Raw genomic sequence first — 18,070 nt, 5'->3', positions numbered from 1 at the left:
GCGCGGATCCGCGCCCGTCAGGCGAGCGGGCAGCTCGTGAGGGGGTCCTCGCCGGGGCCGGGAAGGGGCACGGTCCGGCCGGGCGGCGGCGGCACGCCGCGGCCGAGCCAGGTTTCCAGGGCGGTCAGGGCGGAGCGGTGGCAGGGGACGAGCGGGCGGAGCCTGTCGGGGAAGGCGTCGAACAGGGAGTCGACGTGCGTTCCTCCCTCGATGCGGTAGTAGCGCAGGAGACGGCCGCGGCCCGCGTCGGCGACCATGCGGGCGTAGACGTCGGAGTCCCGGCTGATGGGCAGGAGGACGTCCAGCGTGCCGTGCAGCGTGACGAGGGGTTTCCCGATCCGTCCCGTCAGCGCGATCTTCGACACGGCGTCGTGGACGCTCCGGGGCCGCAGGCCGTAGTCGTAGTCGGCGTCGCAGGCAGGGGTGCCGGGCGTGCAGAACGGGGTTCCCGCCTCCTGCCGGCCGTCGTAGCCGGGGTCCAGCTCTTCGCGGTAGATGCGCTGGGTCAGGTCCCAGTAGTACTGGTGGTGGAAGGCCCACAGGAACTCCGAGCCCGCCGGGTAGCCGGCCGCGGTCATCTCCTGACGGGCCTGGTCCGCGCCCGGGCCCCCTGCGGCGTAGCGGGGGTAGGCGGCGAGGGCCGGCGGCAGGAAGGTGAGCAGGTTCGGCCCCTGTTCCCGCCAGAGGGTGCCCTCCCAGTCCACGCCGCCGTCGTACAGCTCGGGGTGGTTCTCCAGCTGCCAGCGCACCAGGTAGCCGCCGTTGGACATCCCGGTGGCCAGGGTGCGGGAGGGAGGCCGCAGGTAGCGCTGGGCCACGGCGGCGCGGGCCGCACGGTTGAGCTGGGTGACCCGCGTGTTCCACTCGGCGATCGCGTCCCCCGGCGCCCGTCCGTCGCGGTAGAAGGTGGTGCCCGTGTTCCCCTTGTCGGTCGCCGCGAAGGCGTATCCGCGGGCCAGGACCCAGTCGCCGATGGCCCGGTCGTTGGCGTACTGCGCGCGCACGCCCGGGGACCCGGTGACGACCAGGCCGCCGTTCCAGTGGTCCGGCAGGCGGATCACGAACTGGGAGTCGTGGTTCCAGCCGTGATGGGTGTTGCCGGTCGAGGAGTCGGGGAAGTACCCGTCGATCTGGATCCCGGGCACACCGCTCGGCACGCCCAGGCCGGCCGGAGTCAGCCCGGCCCAGTCGGCCCGGTCCGTGTGCCCCGAGGCGACGGTCCCGGCCGTGGTCAGCTCGTCCAGGCAGGTGGGGAGCTGGAGTTCGGCGCCGGGCACCTTCAGCCGTGACAGGCCGGCACAGTGTCCGTCCGCCGTGGCAGCTCCGCCGGGGTGCCCGGCGGCCGCGGGCGCCGCGGCGATGCCCACGAGGGCGGCCACCGTGGCCATCAGGCGGAGCGCGCGGAGCCGGCGTCCCCCCGCTTCCGCCGGAGGGACGCGCGCCGTGGACGACACCCGGTTCGATCGTACGTCGCGCGACGGCATGGCGGCTCTCCCTGTACGGCTGACGCGGGACCAACTCGACTGCTTGACCGCGGAGCCGGCCGTTGGTGCAGGTGAACGCCGTGCCGCGGTGTCCGCAACGGTAGGAGCCGCGTCGGCCTGCGGAGAATGGTGCGGCGGCCCACAGGCCGCGAACCGGCCTGTGTCGCCTGCCCGTTGCGCCCGTGCGCCCCTCCTGCTACCGGCGGGCGGGCCGCCCCGGAGGACCGGTGGCGCTCAGCCCGCGGCGCGCAGGGCCCTCACGTGCTCCCGTACCTGCGCCGGCGTCAGATACGCGTCGGTGCCCTCGAACTCCCGGAGCCTGGGCGGCCTCGCCGCCTGGAAGCCGGTGCGCACGAAGTCGTCCCCGGCCACGGCGTTCAGCAGCCAGTTGGTCATCACCCGTGTCTTGGCCACGTTGGTGCGCAGCGCCGACCAGTGGTACCCGCGGGCCACCGCCTGGGCCGGCAGGCCGCGCAACGGGATGCCCAGCGGCTTCGACACGGCGTCGGTGCCCCCGAGGTCGACCACCAGGCCGAGGTCCCTGTGCACGTAGGGCCGCAACGGCAGGCCGCGCAGGGAGGCGACCATGTTGTCGGCCAGGGTCCGCCCCTGCCGCAGGGCGTGCTGCGCCGTCGGCGGGCAGATCGCACCGTCCCCGCCCCGGGCGAGGTCGGGCACGGCCGCCGCGTCCCCCAGTGCGAAGACCCCGGGCGCGTCCGGAACGGTCAGCTGCGGGGTCACCACCAGGCGCCCGCGCTCCGTCTCGGTGTCCATCGTGCCGATGAGCGGGCTCGCGGCCACTCCGGCGGTCCAGATCAGGGTCCGGCTGGGCAGTACGCGCCCGTCGGTGAGCGTCACCTCCTCGGGCCCCGCCTTGGCGACGCTCACCCCCAGCGACACCCGGATGCCCCGGCGCCGCAGGACCTCCAGCGCCGCACGCCCCAACGCGTCGCCCAGCTCCGGCATCAGCTTCGGAGCCATGTCCAACAGGTGCCAGCTGATCCGACCGGGGTCCAGCCGGGGGTAGCGCCGGACCGCGTGATGGGTGAGCCGCTGCAGACACGCCGCGGTCTCCGTGCCCGCGTAGCCGCCGCCGACCACGACGAAACACAGCCGGGAGGCACGCTCGGCCTCGTCCTGGCTGGCGTCCGCGAGGTCGAGCTGTGCGATCACGTGGTCGCGCAGGTACGCGGCTTCGGCGAGGGTCTTCATCCCCCGCGCGTGCTCCAGCAGGCCGGGGACGTCGAAGGTGCGGGTGATGCTGCCGGGGGCGAGGACGAGGTGGTCGTAGGCCTCGGCCGTCTCCTCGCCGGTGATCCCGCGGATGACGCAGACCTTGGCGGCGGTGTCGACGCCGATGGCCGCGCCGGGGATGATCCGGGTGCGGTGGCGGCTGCTGCGGCGCAGGGAGACGGCGATGGACTGCGGGGTCAGGACTCCGGAGGCCACCTGGGGGAGCAGGGGCAGGTACAGCTGGTACGCGTTCGGGGTGACCATGCGGATGTCGGCCTCGCCGGGGGCCAGCCGGCGCTCCAGCCGGCGCACGCATTCCACTCCGGCGAAGCCCGAACCCACCACGAGGATCCTCGGTCGTGCCACGGTGTCCGTCCCTTCCCAGCGCTGTCGGGTCACCTCCCCGCCTGCCCACTCCTGCGGCCCCTGCACGCCCGTACCGGAGACCGCCACGAAGAGGTCCCGCGCGAGCGGGCGCTGCGGGGCCGGAGGCCGTCCCCTTCAGCGCCTCTTCAGCGTGCCCCGGCGATCCTGTGCCCGGATGTCCGGGTGCACGGCCCGGACCGTGCACAAAAGGCAGCGGTGGGCACAGTGAGCAACTCTGCGGGCAAGACCTGGCCGTCCCGGACGGCTGAAGCGAACGACCGGGCCGGCGCGGATCCGGCTGCGCCCCCGGAGGGGAGCGCCGACGCCCCGTGTGCCACGACGAACCCCCACGCGCGGCGCCGCGTCCACGCCGCGGCCGTTCGCGCCGCGGCGAGCAAGGTCCCCCGGGTGACCGCCGTGTTCTGGATCGTCAAGATCCTCACCACCGGGATGGGGGAGACCGCCTCCGACTACCTGGCCCGCGTGCTCGGGCCGGTCCCGGCGGTCGCCTCGGCCGCTCTGGTGCTGGCCGCGGCCCTCGCCGCGCAGGCCCGCACCCGCCGCTGCGTCCCGGCCGTGTACTGGTTCGCGGTGATCATGGTCAGCGTCTTCGGCACCATGGCCGCCGATGTGGCCCATGTCGCCCTCGGCGTGCCGTACGCCCTGTCCGCGGGCGCCTTCGCCGTGGCCTTGGCCCTGGTGTTCGTGCTGTGGCGGTGGACAGAGGGGACGCTCGCGGTGGAAACCGTTGCCGGAGGCCGCCGGGAGGTCTACTACTGGACCGTGGTCATGGCCACCTTCGCCCTCGGCACCGCCGTCGGCGATCTGACCGCCGCGACGCTCGGTTGGGGCTACCTGCCCTCCGCGCTGCTCTTCGCCGTCCTGATCGCCCTTCCGGCGCCGGCCCGCCGGCTCCTCGCCGTTTCGCCCGTCCTCGCATTCTGGTGGGCCTACGTGCTCACCCGCCCCCTCGGCGCCTCCTTCGCCGACTGGGCCGGAGTCGGCGCCGAGCGGGGCGGCCTCGGACTGGGCACCGGCCCCGTCAGCCTCGTCCTCGCCGTGATCATCGTCGCCACGGTCCTGTGGCTGAGCGCTGCCGAGCGGCGTGCGCCCCAGCAGGTGACGTGATCGCCGACGCTGCTCACCACCCTGGCGGCCGAGGTGCAGCGGCCCGGCCCACCAGGTCGCCGGGCGCGGCCGACGCCCGAGACCGGGGTGGGTCACCGCAGGTCGGAGACCTTGAAGACCGTGTGGGCCGTCTCGCGGTCGATGCGCTGCGCGAGCTGCCGCAGGGCGGTCGTGCCGTGCCGCAGGGTGCCGCGCTCGATCGACGTGCGGCTGTCCGCGTCGAAGAGGTGCCACATCGCCGGATTGCCGGCCAGGACCGCCGGATCGATCTCCACCCGGCTTCCCGGCGAGTCCCGGAGGACCAGCCGCTGGGCCACCCCGTCCGACCAGTGGACCGAGACGAGGGAGTCGGTCCGGACCGTGTCCGTCGTCAGCAGGCCGCGGGTGCTCAACAGTCCCGGGCGTACGGAGACCCGGTGCGGGAGCAGGACGGCGAACAGAAGGCCGGCCAGGCCGGTCCAGAGAATCCCGCGTGTCACGTCGAGACTCCCCAGACCGGCGTCCATCGACAGCAGCGCCGTGAGCAGGAGGAACGCGAGGCCGATCGCCGAGCGCAGTGCTGCGCCCCACCGGGCGTCGTGCGCACAGGGGCCGGGATGTTCCGCTCCAGCGCCCCGTGCGCCGGGTGCGGCAGGTGTCAAAGGCCGTTCCATGAAGGCGACGTTAGGGCTGCTGGAGCCCTGGTGACCGGACCCTGACGCCTTGCTGTCGTGATCGCTACGCCGTATTGACGGCATTCCCCTCGGGCGGGCACCCGTTCGGCTTCACGGGCCCGCCGGGCTGCTCCACGGCGACGGCGGCGCGTACTCGTACGGAGGCGGGCTCCACAGGGTGGGGGCGGGCGCGGGCTTGAACGGTCCGGCCCGGTTCGCCATGAGGACCATCATCGTCCCCACGAAGAGCAGGGTGAGGACGATGAGGGCGAGACCGAGGGGGTTGCGGGGGTTGTAGGAGTAGCGGGTCCCCCACGCGCTCCGCCGGAAGACGGGTTCGTCGTCGTGATGCACAGGCTGCGTCCTCGGTAGGAGTTCCTCCGTCCACCGCATTGCCTCAGCGAACTGCCACCGGGGTCAAGGGGGCAGAGCCGCCTTGCGGCCTCATCCGCGGCGGGCAGGGACAGGGGCCTGGTCTCGTTCCACTGGATGGTGCCGGAGCCCGGAGGTTACGTTGACGACACGCCCGCCGGCCGTGCGGACGGCGGGCGCCGTCGGCAGCACCGGATCCGATGGCCGATCGTCGTGGCGCGGGCCGCTGTTCATGGACCGATCCCAGCGCATCGGGGACGCCGGGGCAAGCGTCCGGCGGGCGGTGACCTGAACACCGCCGAAGCCGCGCAGGGGCCCACCGTGGGGGTACGGACCTGAGCGACCGCGTGCCGGATTTCCCCGGGCTCCCGGCCCGCACCGCCGACTGCGAGACTCGCATCCGACTCGCGGAGCGACGACCTGGATTTCCGGCTGCGTGTACTAGGATCCGCCGCTAGCGTCCCCCGATCGACCGCTGCTCATGCAACCGACAGGAGGCCCGATGATCGGCGTGCTCGTGACTTTCACGCAGACCGGCAAGTTCGATCGTTCAGCTGCCGCAAAGATTGCCGCCGAACTCCGCGCACCGTTCGAAGGAATGCCCGGCCTTCGATTCAAGAGCTTCATGATCGATGAAGACGGTGCTCGGGCAAGGAACTTCTATGTGTGGGACGACGAGGAGAAAGCCCGCTCCTTCTTCACGGAGGAGATCGTCGAAAAGGTGACGGGTGTTTATGGCGCCCCGCCCACCATCGAATTCCTTGACATCGTGGGATTCGTCGACAACTCGGGCACCTGAGGCACCTGGTTCCCAAGAGGTGTGCGACCATCGCCACCGCGGCGATCGACAGCCGGCTCCCCCGTGTGGGGGATCGTGATCGTCCGCACGGCCGATGCCCTGTCGTCGGAGGTTCGGCGACGTTGGAGCCATGCCGATCCATCTTGCTCTGGGCGACACCGAGCGTCCGGTTCCGCGTTGGGCGCTGCGGTTCGCGAAGGCCCTTCCGTTCGTCGTCCTGCCGCACTGCCTGTGGCGGCTGCCGTTCGCCTTCGGCTTCCCGATGGGAATGGTGGATCCGTCGGCACCGCCCCTGCCGTGGTGGGCCCCGGCCTACGTGTTCGGGCTGAGCGTGCTCACCGAGGCACTGGCACTGCTCTGTACCGGCCTGGTCAGCGGGTGGGGCGAGAGGGTTCCGGACCGGGTGCCGCTGATCGGCGGCCGGCGGGTCGCGCCGCTCGCCGCGATCGTTCCGGCGGCCTTGGGCGGACTGGGCCTGGTCGCGCTGTGGGACACCATGCCGCTTGCCTGGTTCGGCCTGCTGGGCTTTCACGAGGTCGCCTTCAGCAACGGCTGGTGGATGGTCCTGGCACGCGTGTGCATCAGCCCGGTGATGCTGTGGGGCCCGATCGTGCTCGCCCTCGCCTACGCCTACCACCGACGCCGCCGAGCCGTCTGACCCAGGCCGGGCCGGCGTGGAGGTGGGCCACGCTCTCAGGCGGAAGGCGTGGCAGGAAGCGGTGGGCGACTGCACTCCCCAGCTCGGACGGGGCACCCCGCCGGGGGCGCCGTGCCCCGGTGTCAGGTGACCGCGGACGTCGGGAGCTCCGGCGGCACCAGGGGGCCGTCGCCCGCTATGGGAAGGGTGAGGACCATGGTGAGGCCGCCGCCCGGGGTGTCCTCGGCCGCGAGGGTGCCTCCGATGGCCTCGGTGAAGCCGCGGGCGACGGCGAGGCCCAGGCCGACGCCGGCGCCGCGCGGGGCGTCGCCGTGGCGCTGGAAGGGTTCGAAGATGCGCTCCTTGGCCTCGTCCGGGACCCCGGGTCCCCGGTCGACGACCCGGAGTTCGACGCGGCTTCCCAGGGCGCTCGCGGAGACGTTGACGGGCTGGCCGTGGGGGCTGTACTTGACGGCGTTCTCGACGATGTTGGCCACGGCCCGCTCCAGCAGGCCCCGGTCGACCGCGACCATCGGCAGCGTCTCGGGGATGTCCAGGCCCACGCTGTCCTCCGGTACGCCCCCCAGGGCCATGGGGACGACCTCGTCGAGGTCGGTCTCGCGGATGAGCGGCACGACGGTGCCGGTGTTGAGGCGGGACATGTCGAGGAGGTTGCCGATCAGCGCGGCGAGGCGGTCGGCGCCGTCCTCGATGCCTTCGAGGAGTTCGGCCCTGTCGTCCTCGGACCACTCGACGTCGTCGGAGCGCAGGGACGTGACGGAGGCCTTGATGCCGGCGAGCGGGGTGCGCAGGTCGTGGCTGACCGCGGCGAGCAGGGCCGTACGGATGCGGTTGGCCTCGGCGAGTTCGCGCGACTTCTCCGCCTCGTCGACCAGGCGCTGGCGGTCGAGGACGACGGCCGCCTGGGCGGCGAAGGCGCCGAGGACGCGGCGGTCCTCGGCGGGCAGCACCCGGCCGGTCAGGGAGAGCGCCATGGTGTCGCCGATGGGCAGGTCCACGTCCGCGTCCTCGGGGCGGAGGACCGTTCCGGTGCCGACGGAGGCGGCCGTGGTCCAGGGGTCGACCTCGCTGGTGCGTTCGAGAAGGGCCACCGACTGCATGCCGAAGGTCTCGCGCAGCCGCTCCAGGAGGGCGTCGAGGGAGTCCTCGCCGCGCAGGACGCTGCCGGCGAGGAAGGAGAGGATCTCGGATTCGGCGCGCAGGCGGGCGGCCTGGTGGGTGCGGCGGGCGGCGAGGTCGACGACGGAGGCCACGGACACGGCCACGCCGACGAAGATCGCGATGGCGACGATGTTCTTGGGGTCGGAGACCGTGAACTCGTGCAGCGGCGGGGTGAAGTAGTAGTTCAGCAGCAGGGACCCGAACGCCGCCGACGCGAGGGCGGGGAGCAGCCCGCCGAGCAGCGCAGCCGCCACGGTGAACGTGAGGAAGAGCAGCATGTCGTTGGCGAGCCCGAGCTCGGGGACGAGCTGGTTCAGCAGCACGGCGAGCACGGCGGGGCCGACGATGCCGGTGAGCCAGCCCCAGATGATGCGGGACCGTCCGAGCCGCGCACCGCGGGCGACGGGCAGGCTGCGGCGGCCCTTGGCGGCCTCGTCGTGGGTGACGATGTGGACGTCGAGGTCCGGACCGGATTCGCGGGCGACGGTGGCGCTGACGCCGGGGCGGAAGACGGACTGCCAGGAGCGCCGGCGGCTGACGCCCAGCACGATCTGCGTGGCGTTGCAGCCGCGGGCGAACTCCAGCAGCGCGTCGGGGATGTCGTCCCCTATGACGTGGTGGAAGGTGCCGCCGAGGTCCTCGACCAGGGTGCGCTGGACGGCGAGTTCCTTGGGCGAGGCGGAGGTGAGGCCGTCGCTGGCGGCGATGTAGACGGCGAGGACCTCGCCGCCGGCCCCCTTCTCGGCCAGGCGGGCGGCGCGGCGGATGAGGGTGCGGCCCTCGGGGCCGCCGGTGATGCCGACGACGATCCGCTCGCGGGCCTGCCAGGTGGAGCGGATGTTGTGCTCGCCCCGGTACTCCTGGAGGTACTCGTCGACGCGGTCGGCCACCCACAGCAGCGCGAGCTCGCGCAGCGCCGTCAGGTTCCCGGGCCGGAAGTAGTTGGAGAGCGCCGCGTCGACCTTGTCGGGCTTGTAGACGTTGCCGTGGGCCATGCGCCGCCGCAGGGCCTGCGGGGACATGTCGACGAGCTCGATCTGGTCGGCCCGGCGGACCACCTCGTCGGGAACGGTCTCGCGCTGGCGGACCCCGGTGATCGTCTCGACCACGTCGCCCAGCGATTCCAAGTGCTGGATGTTCACGGTCGAGACGACGTCGATGCCCGCCTGGAGGAGCTCCTCGACGTCCTGCCAGCGCTTGGCGTTGCGGGAGCCGGGGACGTTGGTGTGCGCGAGCTCGTCCACCAGGGCGACGGCGGGGCGGCGGGCGAGGACCGCGTCCACGTCCATTTCGGTGAACGTGGAGCCGCGGTACTCCAGTTCGCGCCGCTCGATGAGTTCGAGGCCGTGCAGCATCACCTCGGTCCGCGGCCGGCCGTGGTGCTCGACGAAGCCGACGACGCAGTCGGTGCCCCGCTCCACCCGGCGGTGCGCCTCGGAGAGCATCGCGTACGTCTTGCCGACGCCCGGTGCCGCGCCGAGGTAGATGCGGAGCTTGCCGCGTCCCATGTTCAGACTCTTCTTCTCTGTGACGGTTGGACGGTTGGAGGGGTGATCGGGGGGATCAGGGTTCGAAGCGGTAGCCCATGCCGGGTTCGGTGATCAGGTAGCGGGGGTGCGAGGGGTCCGGTTCCAGTTTGCGCCGGAGCTGGGCCATGTAGACGCGCAGGTAGTTGGTGTTCTCGCTGTAGGTGGGGCCCCAGACTTCCAGCAGCAGCCGGCTCTGGGTGATCAGCCGGCCCGGGTGGGTGATCAGGATTTCCAGCAGGTGCCACTCGGTCGGGGTCAGCCGCACCGTGAGGTCCCCCCGGTACACCTTCTTCGCGACCAGGTCGACCGTGAACTCGTCCGTGGTGACGATCGAAACCTCGTCGGCCTGCGAGGCGCCGGCCGGCTCATGTCTCCGGGCGGCCGCCCGCAGCCGGGCGAGGAGCTCGTCCATGCTGAACGGTTTCGTCACGTAGTCGTCGGCGCCGGCGTCCAGGGCTCGGACCTTGTCCTCCGAGGTGTGGCGGGCGGACAGCACCAGGATGGGCACGCGGCTCCAGCCGCGAACGCCCCTGATCACCTCGACGCCGTCCATGTCGGGCAGCCCGAGGTCGAGGACGATGACGTCCGGCTTGCGCGCGGCCGCGAGTCGCAGGGCCGAGCCGCCGTCGGGAGCCTCTTCGACCTCGAATTTGCGCGCCTGAAGATTGATCTTCAGCGCGCGGACGAGCTGGGGATCGTCCTCCACCACCAGCACCCGGGTCATGGGCATGCAGCCTTTCCTTCGTTGGGATCAGGACGGTAAGGAGCCGGCAGGGCGCGAGTATTCCGCGCCCTGCCGGCTCCCGGTCCGTGCGAGGTGGAACATCAGCTGTGGGTCAGTGCCTTGAGGGCGGTGTTCAGTTCCAGGACGTTGACGCGGGGCTCGCCCATGAAGCCGAGGGTCCGGCCCTGGGTGTGGTCCTCGACGAGCTCCTCGACCTGCTTGACGGTCAGGCCGTTCTTCTCCGCGACACGGTGGACCTGGAGTGCGGCGTACGCGGGGGAGATGTTCGGGTCGAGGCCGGAACCGGAGGAGGTGACCGCGTCGGCCGGCACGTCCCGCGGATCGACCTGGTAGCCGGCGGTGGAGTTGTCGGCGACGACGGCTTCCTTGGCGGCGATGACCTGGGCGCAGAGGCTGCCTTCCGCCGAGGCCTTCGTGCACCTGCCGTTGACGGCGCCGTCGTCGGCGGAGCGGTTGGTGGCGCCCGAGAGGAGCAGCGAGTACCGGGTGTTGACGCTGTTGGCGCCCAGCCCGTTGGAGGGGCGGGGCTGGAACCACTTCAGGTCCGGCTTCGCGGTCTCCTCGGCGTCGTCCGGGTCCTTCTTGGGCAGGTCGTACCTCTGCCCGATGAGGGAGGAGCCGACGACGTTGCCGCTCCCGTCCCTGAACTGCGAGCCGTTGGCCTGGTCGTGGAAGAGGGCCTGGGCGACGCCGGTGACGGCGAGCGGGTAGAGGACCCCGCAGACCACCGTGAGGACGAGCAGGGCCCGCAGGCCCGCCCCGATCAACCGTGCCGTGCCGCGTACAGAGTTGTTCATAACCGATCAGCCGATTCCGGGGATGAGGGAGATGAGGAGGTCGATGAGCTTGATGCCGATGAACGGGGCGATCAGACCGCCCACCCCGTACAGCCCCAGGTTGCGGCGGAGCATCTTGTCGGCGCTGGTCGGCTTGTACTGCACGCCCTTCAGGGCGAGCGGGACGAGGGCGATGATGATCAGCGCGTTGAAGATGACGGCGGAGAGGATCGCGGACTCGGGGGAGGCCAGGCCCATGATGTTGAGCTTGTCCAGGCCCGGGTAGACCACCGCGAACATGGCCGGGATGATCGCGAAGTACTTCGCGACGTCGTTGGCGATGGAGAACGTCGTCAGGGCGCCCCGGGTGATCAGGAGCTGCTTGCCGATCTCGACGATCTCGATGAGCTTGGTCGGGTTGGAGTCCAGGTCCACCATGTTCCCGGCCTCCTTGGCGGCCGAGGTGCCCGTGTTCATCGCGACGCCGACGTCCGCCTGGGCGAGTGCCGGGGCGTCGTTCGTACCGTCGCCGGTCATCGCGACGAGCTTGCCTCCGGCCTGCTCCCGCTTGATGAGGGCCATCTTGTCCTCGGGCGTGGCCTCGGCGAGGAAGTCGTCGACCCCCGCCTCCTCGGCGATGGCCTTGGCGGTCAGCGGGTTGTCACCCGTGATCATGACGGTCTTGATGCCCATGCGGCGCAGCTCGTCGAACCGCTCGCGCATGCCCTCCTTGACCACGTCCTTGAGGTGGATGACACCCAGGACCCGGGCGCCCTTCCCGTCGTCGACGGCGACGAGGAGCGGGGTGCCGCCGGCCTCGGAGATGCGGTTGGCGAGGAGGTCGGCGTCGTCGGAGACCCGGCCGCCCCGCTCCTTGACCCAGGTGATGACGGAGCCGGCCGCGCCCTTGCGGGTCTGCTTGCCGTCCACGTCCACGCCCGACATACGGGTCTGGGCGGTGAAGGCGATCCACTCGGCGTGCTCCAGCTCGCCCTGGTGGCGCTCGCGCAGCCCGTACTTCTCCTTCGCCAGGACGACGATCGAGCGGCCCTCGGGAGTCTCGTCAGCGAGGGAGGACAGTTGGGCGGCGTCGGCGAGTTCGGCCTCCGTCGTGCCCTTGACCGGGACGAACTCCGATGCCTGGCGGTTGCCGAGGGTGATGGTGCCGGTCTTGTCGAGCAGCAGGGTGGACACGTCGCCGGCGGCCTCGACGGCGCGGCCCGACATGGCCAGGACGTTGCGCTGCACCAGGCGGTCCATGCCGGCGATGCCGATGGCGGAGAGCAGGGCGCCGATGGTGGTGGGGATCAGGCAGACCAGCAGGGCCGTCAGCACGATCATCGACTGCTCGGCGCCCGCGTACACCGCGAACGGCTGGAGCGTGACGACCGCCAGCAGGAAGACGATGGTGAGGGACGCGAGCAGGATGTTCAGCGCGATCTCGTTCGGGGTCTTCTGCCGGGCCGCGCCCTCGACCAGGGCGATCATGCGGTCGATGAAGGTCTCGCCGGGCTTCGTCGTGATCTTGACGACGATCCGGTCCGACAGGACCTTCGTGCCGCCGGTGACCGCGCTGCGGTCGCCGCCGGACTCGCGGATGACGGGCGCGGACTCACCGGTGATGGCGGACTCGTCGACCGACGCGACTCCCTCGACGACGTCACCGTCGCCGGGGATGACGTCGCCGGCCTCACAGACCACCAGGTCGCCGATCCTCAGATCGGTACCCGGGACCTGCTCCTCGCCCTGGCCGCCCTCGGTCAGGCGGCGGGCGACGGAGTCCGTCTTGGCCTTGCGCAGGGTGTCGGCCTGCGCCTTGCCGCGGCCCTCGGCCACGGCCTCGGCGAGGTTGGCGAAGATCGTGGTCAGCCACAGCCAGGCGGTGATGGCCCAGCCGAACCAGTTGCCCGCGTCCATGACGGACAGCACGGTGGTGACCACCGAGCCGATCAGGACCACGAACATGACCGGGGACTTGACCATCACACGCGGGTCGAGCTTGCGGACCGCGTCGGGGAAGGACTTCAGCAGCTGCTTGGGGTCGAACAGGCCCCCGCCGACACGGCCGGCGGGCGGCTTGTGGCCGGTGGGCAGGTCTTCGTGCGGGGCACGGGTCTCAGTGGCGGTGCTCATGATGCGAGCCCTTCGGCGAGCGGCCCCAGCGCGAGGGCGGGGAAGTAGGTCAGACCGGTGACGATGAGGATCGTGCCGACGAGCAGGCCGGTGTAGAGCGGCTTGTCGGTACGGAGGGTGCCCGCGGTCTCGGGGACGGGCTTCTGCTCGGCGAGCGAGCCGGCCAGCGCGAGGACGAACACCATGGGCAGGAAGCGGCCGAGCAGCATGGCGATGCCGATCGTGGAGTTGTACCACTGGGTGTCGGCGTTCAGGCCGCCGAAGGCGGAGCCGTTGTTGTTGGCGCCCGAGGTGTAGGCGTACAGCACCTCGGAGAAGCCGTGCGCACCGGAGTTGAGCATCGAGTGCGGCGGGGTCGGCAGCGCCATCGCCGCGGCGGTGAAGCCGAGGACCAGGGCCGGGGTGACGAGGATGTAGCAGGCGGCGAACTTGATCTCGCGGGTGCCGATCTTCTTGCCCAGGTACTCGGGGGTGCGGCCGACCATCAGGCCCGCGATGAACACCGCGATGATCGCCATGACGAGCATGCCGTACAGGCCGGAACCGACACCGCCGGGGGCGATCTCGCCCAGCTGCATGCCCAGCAGCTGGATCCCGCCGCCCAGACCGGTGAAGGAGGAGTGGAAGGAGTTGACCGCGCCCGTGGAGGTCAGGGTCGTGGCGACCGAGAAGATCGCGGAGGCGCCGACGCCGAAGCGGGTCTCCTTGCCCTCCATCGCGCCGCCCGCGACCTCGAAGGCCGGGCCGTGGTGCGCGAACTCGGTCCACATCATCAGGGCGGTGAAGCCGAGCCAGATCGTCGCCATCGTGGCGAGGATCGCGTAGCCCTGGCGCAGGCTTCCCACCATGCGGCCGAACGTGCGGGTCAGCGCGAACGGGATGACGAGGATCAGGAAGATCTCGAACAGGTTGGAGAAGGGGGTGGGGTTCTCGAAGGGGTGGGCGGAGTTGGCGTTGAAGTAGCCGCCGCCGTTCGTCCCGAGTTCCTTGATGACCTCCTGGGAGGCCACGGCCCCGCCGTTCCACTGCTGGCTGCCGCCCGCGAACTGGCCGACCTCGTGGATCCCGGCGAAGTTCTGGATCGCCCCGCAGGCCACGAGGACGATCGCGCCGAGGACGGCGATGGGCAGCAGGATGCGGAGGGTTCCGCGGACCAGGTCGGCCCAGAAGTTGCCGAGTTCACCGGTGCGCGAGCGCGCGAAGCCCCGTACGAGGGCCACCGCGACGGCCATGCCGACGGCGGCGGAGACGAAGTTCTGCACGGCCAGGCCGCCGGTCTGCACGACGTGGCCCATGGCCTGCTCGCCGGCGTACGACTGCCAGTTCGTGTTGGCCACGAACGACGCCGCGGTGTTGAACGCCTGGTCCGGGTCGATCGCGGAGAAGCCGAGCGAGCCGGGCAGGACGCCCTGGGCGCGCTGGAGGGCGTAGAGGAACAGGACGCCCACCGCGGAGAAGGCGAGGACGCCGCGCAGGTACGCGGGCCAGCGCATCTCGGCGGTCGGGTCGGCGCCGATGGCCTTGTAGATCCACTTCTCCGGCTTGTAGTGCCTCTCGGAGGAGTAGACCCGGGCCATGTGGTCGCCCAGGGGGCGGTAGGCCAGCGCGAGCGCTGCCACCAGTGCGAGGAGCTGGAGCACACCAGCGAGAACGGGACTCATCGGTGGCTAGAACCTCTCCGGGTACACGAGGGCGAGGATGAGGTATCCGAGGAGGGAGACGGCCACGGCGAGGCCGACGATGTTTTCGACGGTCACAGCTTGGTCACCCCCCGGGCGATGAGGGCCACCAGCGCGAAGACCGCGACCGTGGTGACGACGAAGGCCAGATCGGCCACCGTGAGCTCCTGGGTGAAGAGGGAGGAAATGAATCGGCCAGATGGCCGATGACGAGATAACCGTGTCTTCATCCCGGCGTTAAGACGCCTTGACGGGCTCCATACGGGCCCACCGAAACTCTTGACGCCTCCCTGACGGGAAGCACCGGGGAAGGCCCGGTCAGGTCCGGTCAGGCCTGGCGGGAGAGGCCGGCCGTGTCCAGGGCGGAGCCGGCCTGTGCGGCCAGCGCGACGGCCACCAGACGGTCCTGCTCCGGGGGCAGCGGGCCGGGGACCGGGACCAGCAGGAAGCGGCCGTAGTAGTGTCCGCCGCCGACGACCCGCAGCTCGGTCTCGCCGTCCGGCCAGTCGGCGTACTCCGTCACCCGGCCCGGACGGTGCAGCCACACCCCGCCGCCGTGCTCCAGGCGCGGCAGGCCGCCCATCAGGGTCCCGTACTCGAAGCGGCAGCCGCGCAGTCCGAGCAGCCCGACGAGCTCCCGGCGCACGTACTCGACCACGGCCTCCGGCGACCGGCCGTCCTCGGCGAGCCTGGCGGTCCCTCGGAGGCTCGTCATATGGGCCGCGTCGCTGATCACGGTCCTCCGGAGCCGGCGGGCGCGTACCGCGAGCTGCGAGACGAGCAGGCCGACGACGAGCAGCAGAACCGCCGTCCCGACGTCCTCGCGGTCGGTGATCGTGAACCGCCGGTAGGGCTCGGTGAGGAAGAAGTCGAACCAGACGGCCGCCGACAGCGCGGCCACCACTCCGGCGATGCGCGTGCCGACAGCGGCGACCGCGACCACCGCGACGACGAGGACCAGGGCCGCGTTCACCGCCGAAAGGTCCGTACGGAAGGGCACGAGCGCGAGCGCCACGAGGAAGGGGGCCGCGAGCGCCGCGAGCAGGGCGGCGGCGTCATGGATTCGGTACCCGGACATGGGGGGCCTCCTGTCCGGACATGAGTGTTCGGATCACTGTCAACCCTGCCCCCTGTCGAAGGCGCGGCCGCCCGCCCCTGCGAGGTCTTGACGCCCCTCATACGGCCCTCACGCCCCGGCGTCAAAGACGCGTGAAGACCGGCGGGGCGGCCGTATGGAGAACGCCAAGAACACTGGTGATCCGGCCATGGCGCCCGGACGCTGTTCCTCACTTTGGTCCGACGGAGGAACAGCGAGAGATGTCCATGGACATGGGAAAGCCGGGCACGGCAGGACGGGCCCCGGGCACGGAGCAGCCGCCTGATGCCGACCCTGATGCCGTTCCTGACGCCGGCGTACGGACACCGGCGGCGGGCGACCGCCACCGGCTGACCGCCCTCCAGGGGCTGGCCGCACTGTCCCTGGACGCGATGGCGTCCGTGGCGTACGGGCCGGAGTCCGTCGTGCTGGTCCTGGCCGCGGCCGGTGCCCACGGCATGGGCTTCACCCTCCCCGTCACCCTGGCGATCGCCGCCCTGCTGGCGGTGCTGGTGGCCTCGTACCGGCAGGTGATCGCCGCCTTCCCGGACGGCGGGGGTGCGTACGCCGTCGCCAAGCGCCATCTGGGCCGGCGCACGAGCCTGGTCGCGGCGGCCTCGCTGATCCTGGACTACGTCCTGAACGTCGCCGTGTCCGTCACCGCCGGCGTGGCCGCCCTCACCTCGGCCTTCCCCGGGCTGTACGGGGAGCGGGTGTGGATCTGCCTGGGCATCCTGGTGCTGGTCACCGCCGTGAACCTGCGCGGGGTCGTGGAGTCCGCCAAGGCGTTCCTCGTGCCCACCGCGGTCTTCGTCGGGTCGATCCTCGCGATGGTCGTCGTCGGGCTCCTGCGTGACGGTCCCGTCAGCACCGCGTCCGCCGCCGGGCACCCCTCGGCCCTCGGCGAGGGCGCGACCACCGTGGGGGCGCTCCTGCTGCTCAAGGCCTTCGCCGCCGGCTGTTCGGCCCTGACCGGAGTCGAGGCGGTCGCCAACGCCGTGCCGTCCTTCCGGGCCCCGGCCGCCCGCCGGGCCCAGCGCACCGAGGTCGCGCTCGGCGCGCTCCTGGGCGTGATGCTGATCGGCCTGTCGATCCTCATCGGGCGCTTCCACCTCCAGCCCGTCGAGGGCGTGACCGTGCTCGCGCAGCTCGCGGACGCCTCCTTCGGGCACAACGCCGCCTTCTACGTCGTCCAGTTCGCCACCATGGTGCTGCTCGCGCTCGCCGCCAACACCTCCTTCGGCGGCCTGCCCGTGCTGATGAGCCTGCTCGCCCGCGACAACCACCTGCCCCACGTCTTCGCCCTCAAGGCCGACCGCCAGGTCCACCGCCACGGGGTGATCTGGCTGGCGCTCGTCTCCGCCCTCCTGCTCGTCCTCTCCGGCGGCGACACCAACACCCTCGTCCCGCTCTTCGCCATCGGCGTCTTCATCGGCTTCACCATCTGCCAGGTCGGCATGGTCCGGCACTGGTACGGGGAACGCCCGCGCGGCTGGCGGGCGAAGGCGGCCCTGAACGGCTTCGGCGCCCTGCTCACCGGCGTCTCGGCCGTCGTCGTCACCGCCACCAGGTTCACCGGGGGCGCCTGGCTGATCGTCGTCGCGCTGCCGCTGCTCGTCCTCGGCTTCGAGAAGGTCCACCGGGCGTACACCGAGATCGGCGAACGCCTGGAGCTCGGCCGGATCCCGCAGGCACCCAGGCGGTCCCGCTCCCTGGTCGTGGTCCCCGTGTCCGGCCTGTCCCGCCTCACCAGCCAGGCCCTCACGGCCGCCCGCTCGCTCGGCGACGACGTCCTCGCCGTGACCGTCACCCACCCGTCCCCCGAGGACCGCGAGGCGGCCGAGGCGCTGCGGCGCGACTGGGAGCTGTGGAAGCCCGGTGTCGAGCTGGTCGAGCTCGCCTCGGAAACCCGCTCGCTCGGCCGCCCCCTGTCGGCGTACGTGCGGGAGCTGGCGCAGAAGCACCAGGACGCGCAGGTGACCGTCCTGATCCCGGAGACCGAGCCCGCCCACCTGTGGCAGCGGCTGCTCCAGAACCAGCGCGGCTCCGTCGTCGCCCACGCGGTCCGCCGCGACACTGACGCCGCGATCTGCCGACTCCGCTTCCGCATCACGGCGGATACGCGTTGACGCACCTCTGACGGCGCTTTGACACGTCGCGTGCGACCGCCGTCAAAGAGGCGCCAATTCCGACGCCGGCATGGGCGCAAGCGAGGGAACGGGCAGTAGCTTCCTGCCTGTTGCGCCGCCGGGGACCTC

At 71.6% G+C, this 18,070-nt stretch carries 16 protein-coding genes; 4 read left to right on the top strand and 12 right to left on the bottom strand.

The window, feature by feature from the left end; genetic code table 11:
- Nucleotides 1-17: 17 nt before the first annotated feature.
- Both ACIRBY_RS04210 and ACIRBY_RS04205 read right to left on the bottom strand, forming a co-directional pair.
- Nucleotides 18-1,388 (bottom strand): 3-hydroxybutyrate oligomer hydrolase family protein, encoded by a 1,371-nt coding sequence (locus ACIRBY_RS04210; protein WP_403895834.1) that lies wholly within the window; start codon nucleotides 1,386-1,388, stop codon nucleotides 18-20.
- Between the two features lie 330 nt (nucleotides 1,389-1,718).
- Nucleotides 1,719-3,083, bottom strand: a complete 1,365-nt coding sequence (locus tag ACIRBY_RS04205; protein WP_403895831.1) for an NAD(P)/FAD-dependent oxidoreductase — start codon at nucleotides 3,081-3,083, stop codon at nucleotides 1,719-1,721.
- A 408-nt stretch (nucleotides 3,084-3,491) separates the two neighbouring features.
- On the opposite strand from ACIRBY_RS04205, the gene ACIRBY_RS04200 reads away from it, so the two are divergent.
- Nucleotides 3,492-4,211 (top strand): hypothetical protein, encoded by a 720-nt coding sequence (locus tag ACIRBY_RS04200; RefSeq protein WP_403895829.1) that lies wholly within the window; start codon nucleotides 3,492-3,494, stop codon nucleotides 4,209-4,211.
- 92 nt (nucleotides 4,212-4,303) lie between these two features.
- On the opposite strand, the gene ACIRBY_RS04195 is transcribed toward ACIRBY_RS04200, so the two are convergent.
- Complete coding sequence (locus ACIRBY_RS04195) at nucleotides 4,304-4,690, bottom strand: hypothetical protein (protein ID WP_403895826.1); 387 nt, start codon at nucleotides 4,688-4,690, stop codon at nucleotides 4,304-4,306.
- A gap of 285 nt (nucleotides 4,691-4,975) precedes the next feature.
- Nucleotides 4,976-5,218 carry a hypothetical protein gene (locus ACIRBY_RS04190; RefSeq protein ID WP_403895823.1) on the bottom strand — a complete coding sequence of 81 codons (243 nt, stop codon included), beginning with the start codon at nucleotides 5,216-5,218 and terminating at the stop codon, nucleotides 4,976-4,978.
- A 520-nt stretch (nucleotides 5,219-5,738) separates the two neighbouring features.
- Between ACIRBY_RS04190 and ACIRBY_RS04185 the strand changes: the two genes are divergently transcribed.
- Nucleotides 5,739-6,035 (top strand): hypothetical protein, encoded by a 297-nt coding sequence (locus tag ACIRBY_RS04185; RefSeq protein ID WP_403895821.1) that lies wholly within the window; start codon nucleotides 5,739-5,741, stop codon nucleotides 6,033-6,035.
- Nucleotides 6,036-6,165: 130 nt separating this feature from the next.
- Complete coding sequence (locus ACIRBY_RS04180; protein WP_403895818.1) at nucleotides 6,166-6,693, top strand: hypothetical protein; 528 nt, start codon at nucleotides 6,166-6,168, stop codon at nucleotides 6,691-6,693.
- Between the two features lie 122 nt (nucleotides 6,694-6,815).
- Here ACIRBY_RS04180 and ACIRBY_RS04175 read toward each other — a convergent pair whose 3' ends face one another.
- The 8 genes from ACIRBY_RS04175 to ACIRBY_RS04140 form a co-directional block, all read right to left on the bottom strand.
- A complete protein-coding gene (locus ACIRBY_RS04175; protein WP_403895815.1) occupies nucleotides 6,816-9,362 on the bottom strand; it encodes an ATP-binding protein in 2,547 nt (848 codons plus the stop codon).
- 55 nt (nucleotides 9,363-9,417) lie between these two features.
- Nucleotides 9,418-10,107: a response regulator gene (locus ACIRBY_RS04170; protein ID WP_403896884.1), complete on the bottom strand. Its 690-nt coding sequence runs from the start codon at nucleotides 10,105-10,107 to the stop codon at nucleotides 9,418-9,420.
- 101 nt (nucleotides 10,108-10,208) lie between these two features.
- The gene (locus ACIRBY_RS04165; RefSeq protein WP_403895812.1) at nucleotides 10,209-10,925 is read right to left on the bottom strand and encodes a potassium-transporting ATPase subunit C; all 717 of its coding nucleotides are present in this window, start codon (nucleotides 10,923-10,925) and stop codon (nucleotides 10,209-10,211) included.
- Nucleotides 10,926-10,931: 6 nt separating this feature from the next.
- Nucleotides 10,932-13,037 carry a potassium-transporting ATPase subunit KdpB gene (gene kdpB / locus ACIRBY_RS04160; RefSeq protein ID WP_403895809.1) on the bottom strand — a complete coding sequence of 702 codons (2,106 nt, stop codon included), beginning with the start codon at nucleotides 13,035-13,037 and terminating at the stop codon, nucleotides 10,932-10,934.
- A complete protein-coding gene (gene kdpA, locus ACIRBY_RS04155) occupies nucleotides 13,034-14,698 on the bottom strand; it encodes a potassium-transporting ATPase subunit KdpA (protein ID WP_403895806.1) in 1,665 nt (554 codons plus the stop codon). The genes kdpB and kdpA overlap by 4 nt, the downstream gene beginning before the upstream one ends.
- A 6-nt stretch (nucleotides 14,699-14,704) precedes the next feature.
- The gene (kdpF, locus tag ACIRBY_RS04150; protein WP_267039940.1) at nucleotides 14,705-14,794 is read right to left on the bottom strand and encodes a K(+)-transporting ATPase subunit F; all 90 of its coding nucleotides are present in this window, start codon (nucleotides 14,792-14,794) and stop codon (nucleotides 14,705-14,707) included.
- Entirely contained in the window at nucleotides 14,791-14,946 is a 156-nt protein-coding gene (locus ACIRBY_RS04145; protein WP_403895802.1) for a hypothetical protein, read from the bottom strand. The genes kdpF and ACIRBY_RS04145 overlap by 4 nt, the downstream gene beginning before the upstream one ends.
- A gap of 98 nt (nucleotides 14,947-15,044) precedes the next feature.
- Complete coding sequence (locus tag ACIRBY_RS04140) at nucleotides 15,045-15,794, bottom strand: DUF4118 domain-containing protein (protein ID WP_403895799.1); 750 nt, start codon at nucleotides 15,792-15,794, stop codon at nucleotides 15,045-15,047.
- 239 nt (nucleotides 15,795-16,033) lie between these two features.
- Here ACIRBY_RS04140 and ACIRBY_RS04135 point away from each other — a divergent pair, with 239 nt between their 5' ends.
- Nucleotides 16,034-17,941: an APC family permease gene (locus tag ACIRBY_RS04135; protein WP_403895796.1), complete on the top strand. Its 1,908-nt coding sequence runs from the start codon at nucleotides 16,034-16,036 to the stop codon at nucleotides 17,939-17,941.
- The last annotated feature ends 129 nt before the right edge of the window (nucleotides 17,942-18,070 follow it).

This window comes from Streptomyces sp. NPDC096136 (assembly GCF_044763325.1).
GTDB lineage: Bacteria > Actinomycetota > Actinomycetes > Streptomycetales > Streptomycetaceae > Streptomyces.
This window is presented reverse-complemented; position numbering and strand designations above follow the sequence as displayed.

Excerpts from the sequence above, each read along its gene's own strand:
- ACIRBY_RS04210 (WP_403895834.1), bottom strand. The coding sequence starts at position 1,388 with ATGGCCACGGTGGCCGCCCTCGTGGGCATCGCCGCGGCGCCCGCGGCC.
- ACIRBY_RS04185 (WP_403895821.1), top strand. The coding sequence starts at position 5,739 with ATGATCGGCGTGCTCGTGACTTTCACGCAGACCGGCAAGTTCGATCGT.
- ACIRBY_RS04165 (WP_403895812.1), bottom strand. The coding sequence starts at position 10,925 with ATGAACAACTCTGTACGCGGCACGGCACGGTTGATCGGGGCGGGCCTG.
- ACIRBY_RS04180 (WP_403895818.1), top strand. The coding sequence starts at position 6,166 with ATGCCGATCCATCTTGCTCTGGGCGACACCGAGCGTCCGGTTCCGCGT.
- ACIRBY_RS04140 (WP_403895799.1), bottom strand. The coding sequence starts at position 15,794 with ATGTCCGGGTACCGAATCCATGACGCCGCCGCCCTGCTCGCGGCGCTC.
- ACIRBY_RS04145 (WP_403895802.1), bottom strand. The coding sequence starts at position 14,946 with ATGAAGACACGGTTATCTCGTCATCGGCCATCTGGCCGATTCATTTCC.
- ACIRBY_RS04170 (WP_403896884.1), bottom strand. The coding sequence starts at position 10,107 with ATGACCCGGGTGCTGGTGGTGGAGGACGATCCCCAGCTCGTCCGCGCG.
- ACIRBY_RS04135 (WP_403895796.1), top strand. The coding sequence starts at position 16,034 with ATGTCCATGGACATGGGAAAGCCGGGCACGGCAGGACGGGCCCCGGGC.
- kdpA (WP_403895806.1), bottom strand. The coding sequence starts at position 14,698 with ATGAGTCCCGTTCTCGCTGGTGTGCTCCAGCTCCTCGCACTGGTGGCA.
- kdpB (WP_403895809.1), bottom strand. The coding sequence starts at position 13,037 with ATGAGCACCGCCACTGAGACCCGTGCCCCGCACGAAGACCTGCCCACC.
- ACIRBY_RS04175 (WP_403895815.1), bottom strand. The coding sequence starts at position 9,362 with ATGGGACGCGGCAAGCTCCGCATCTACCTCGGCGCGGCACCGGGCGTC.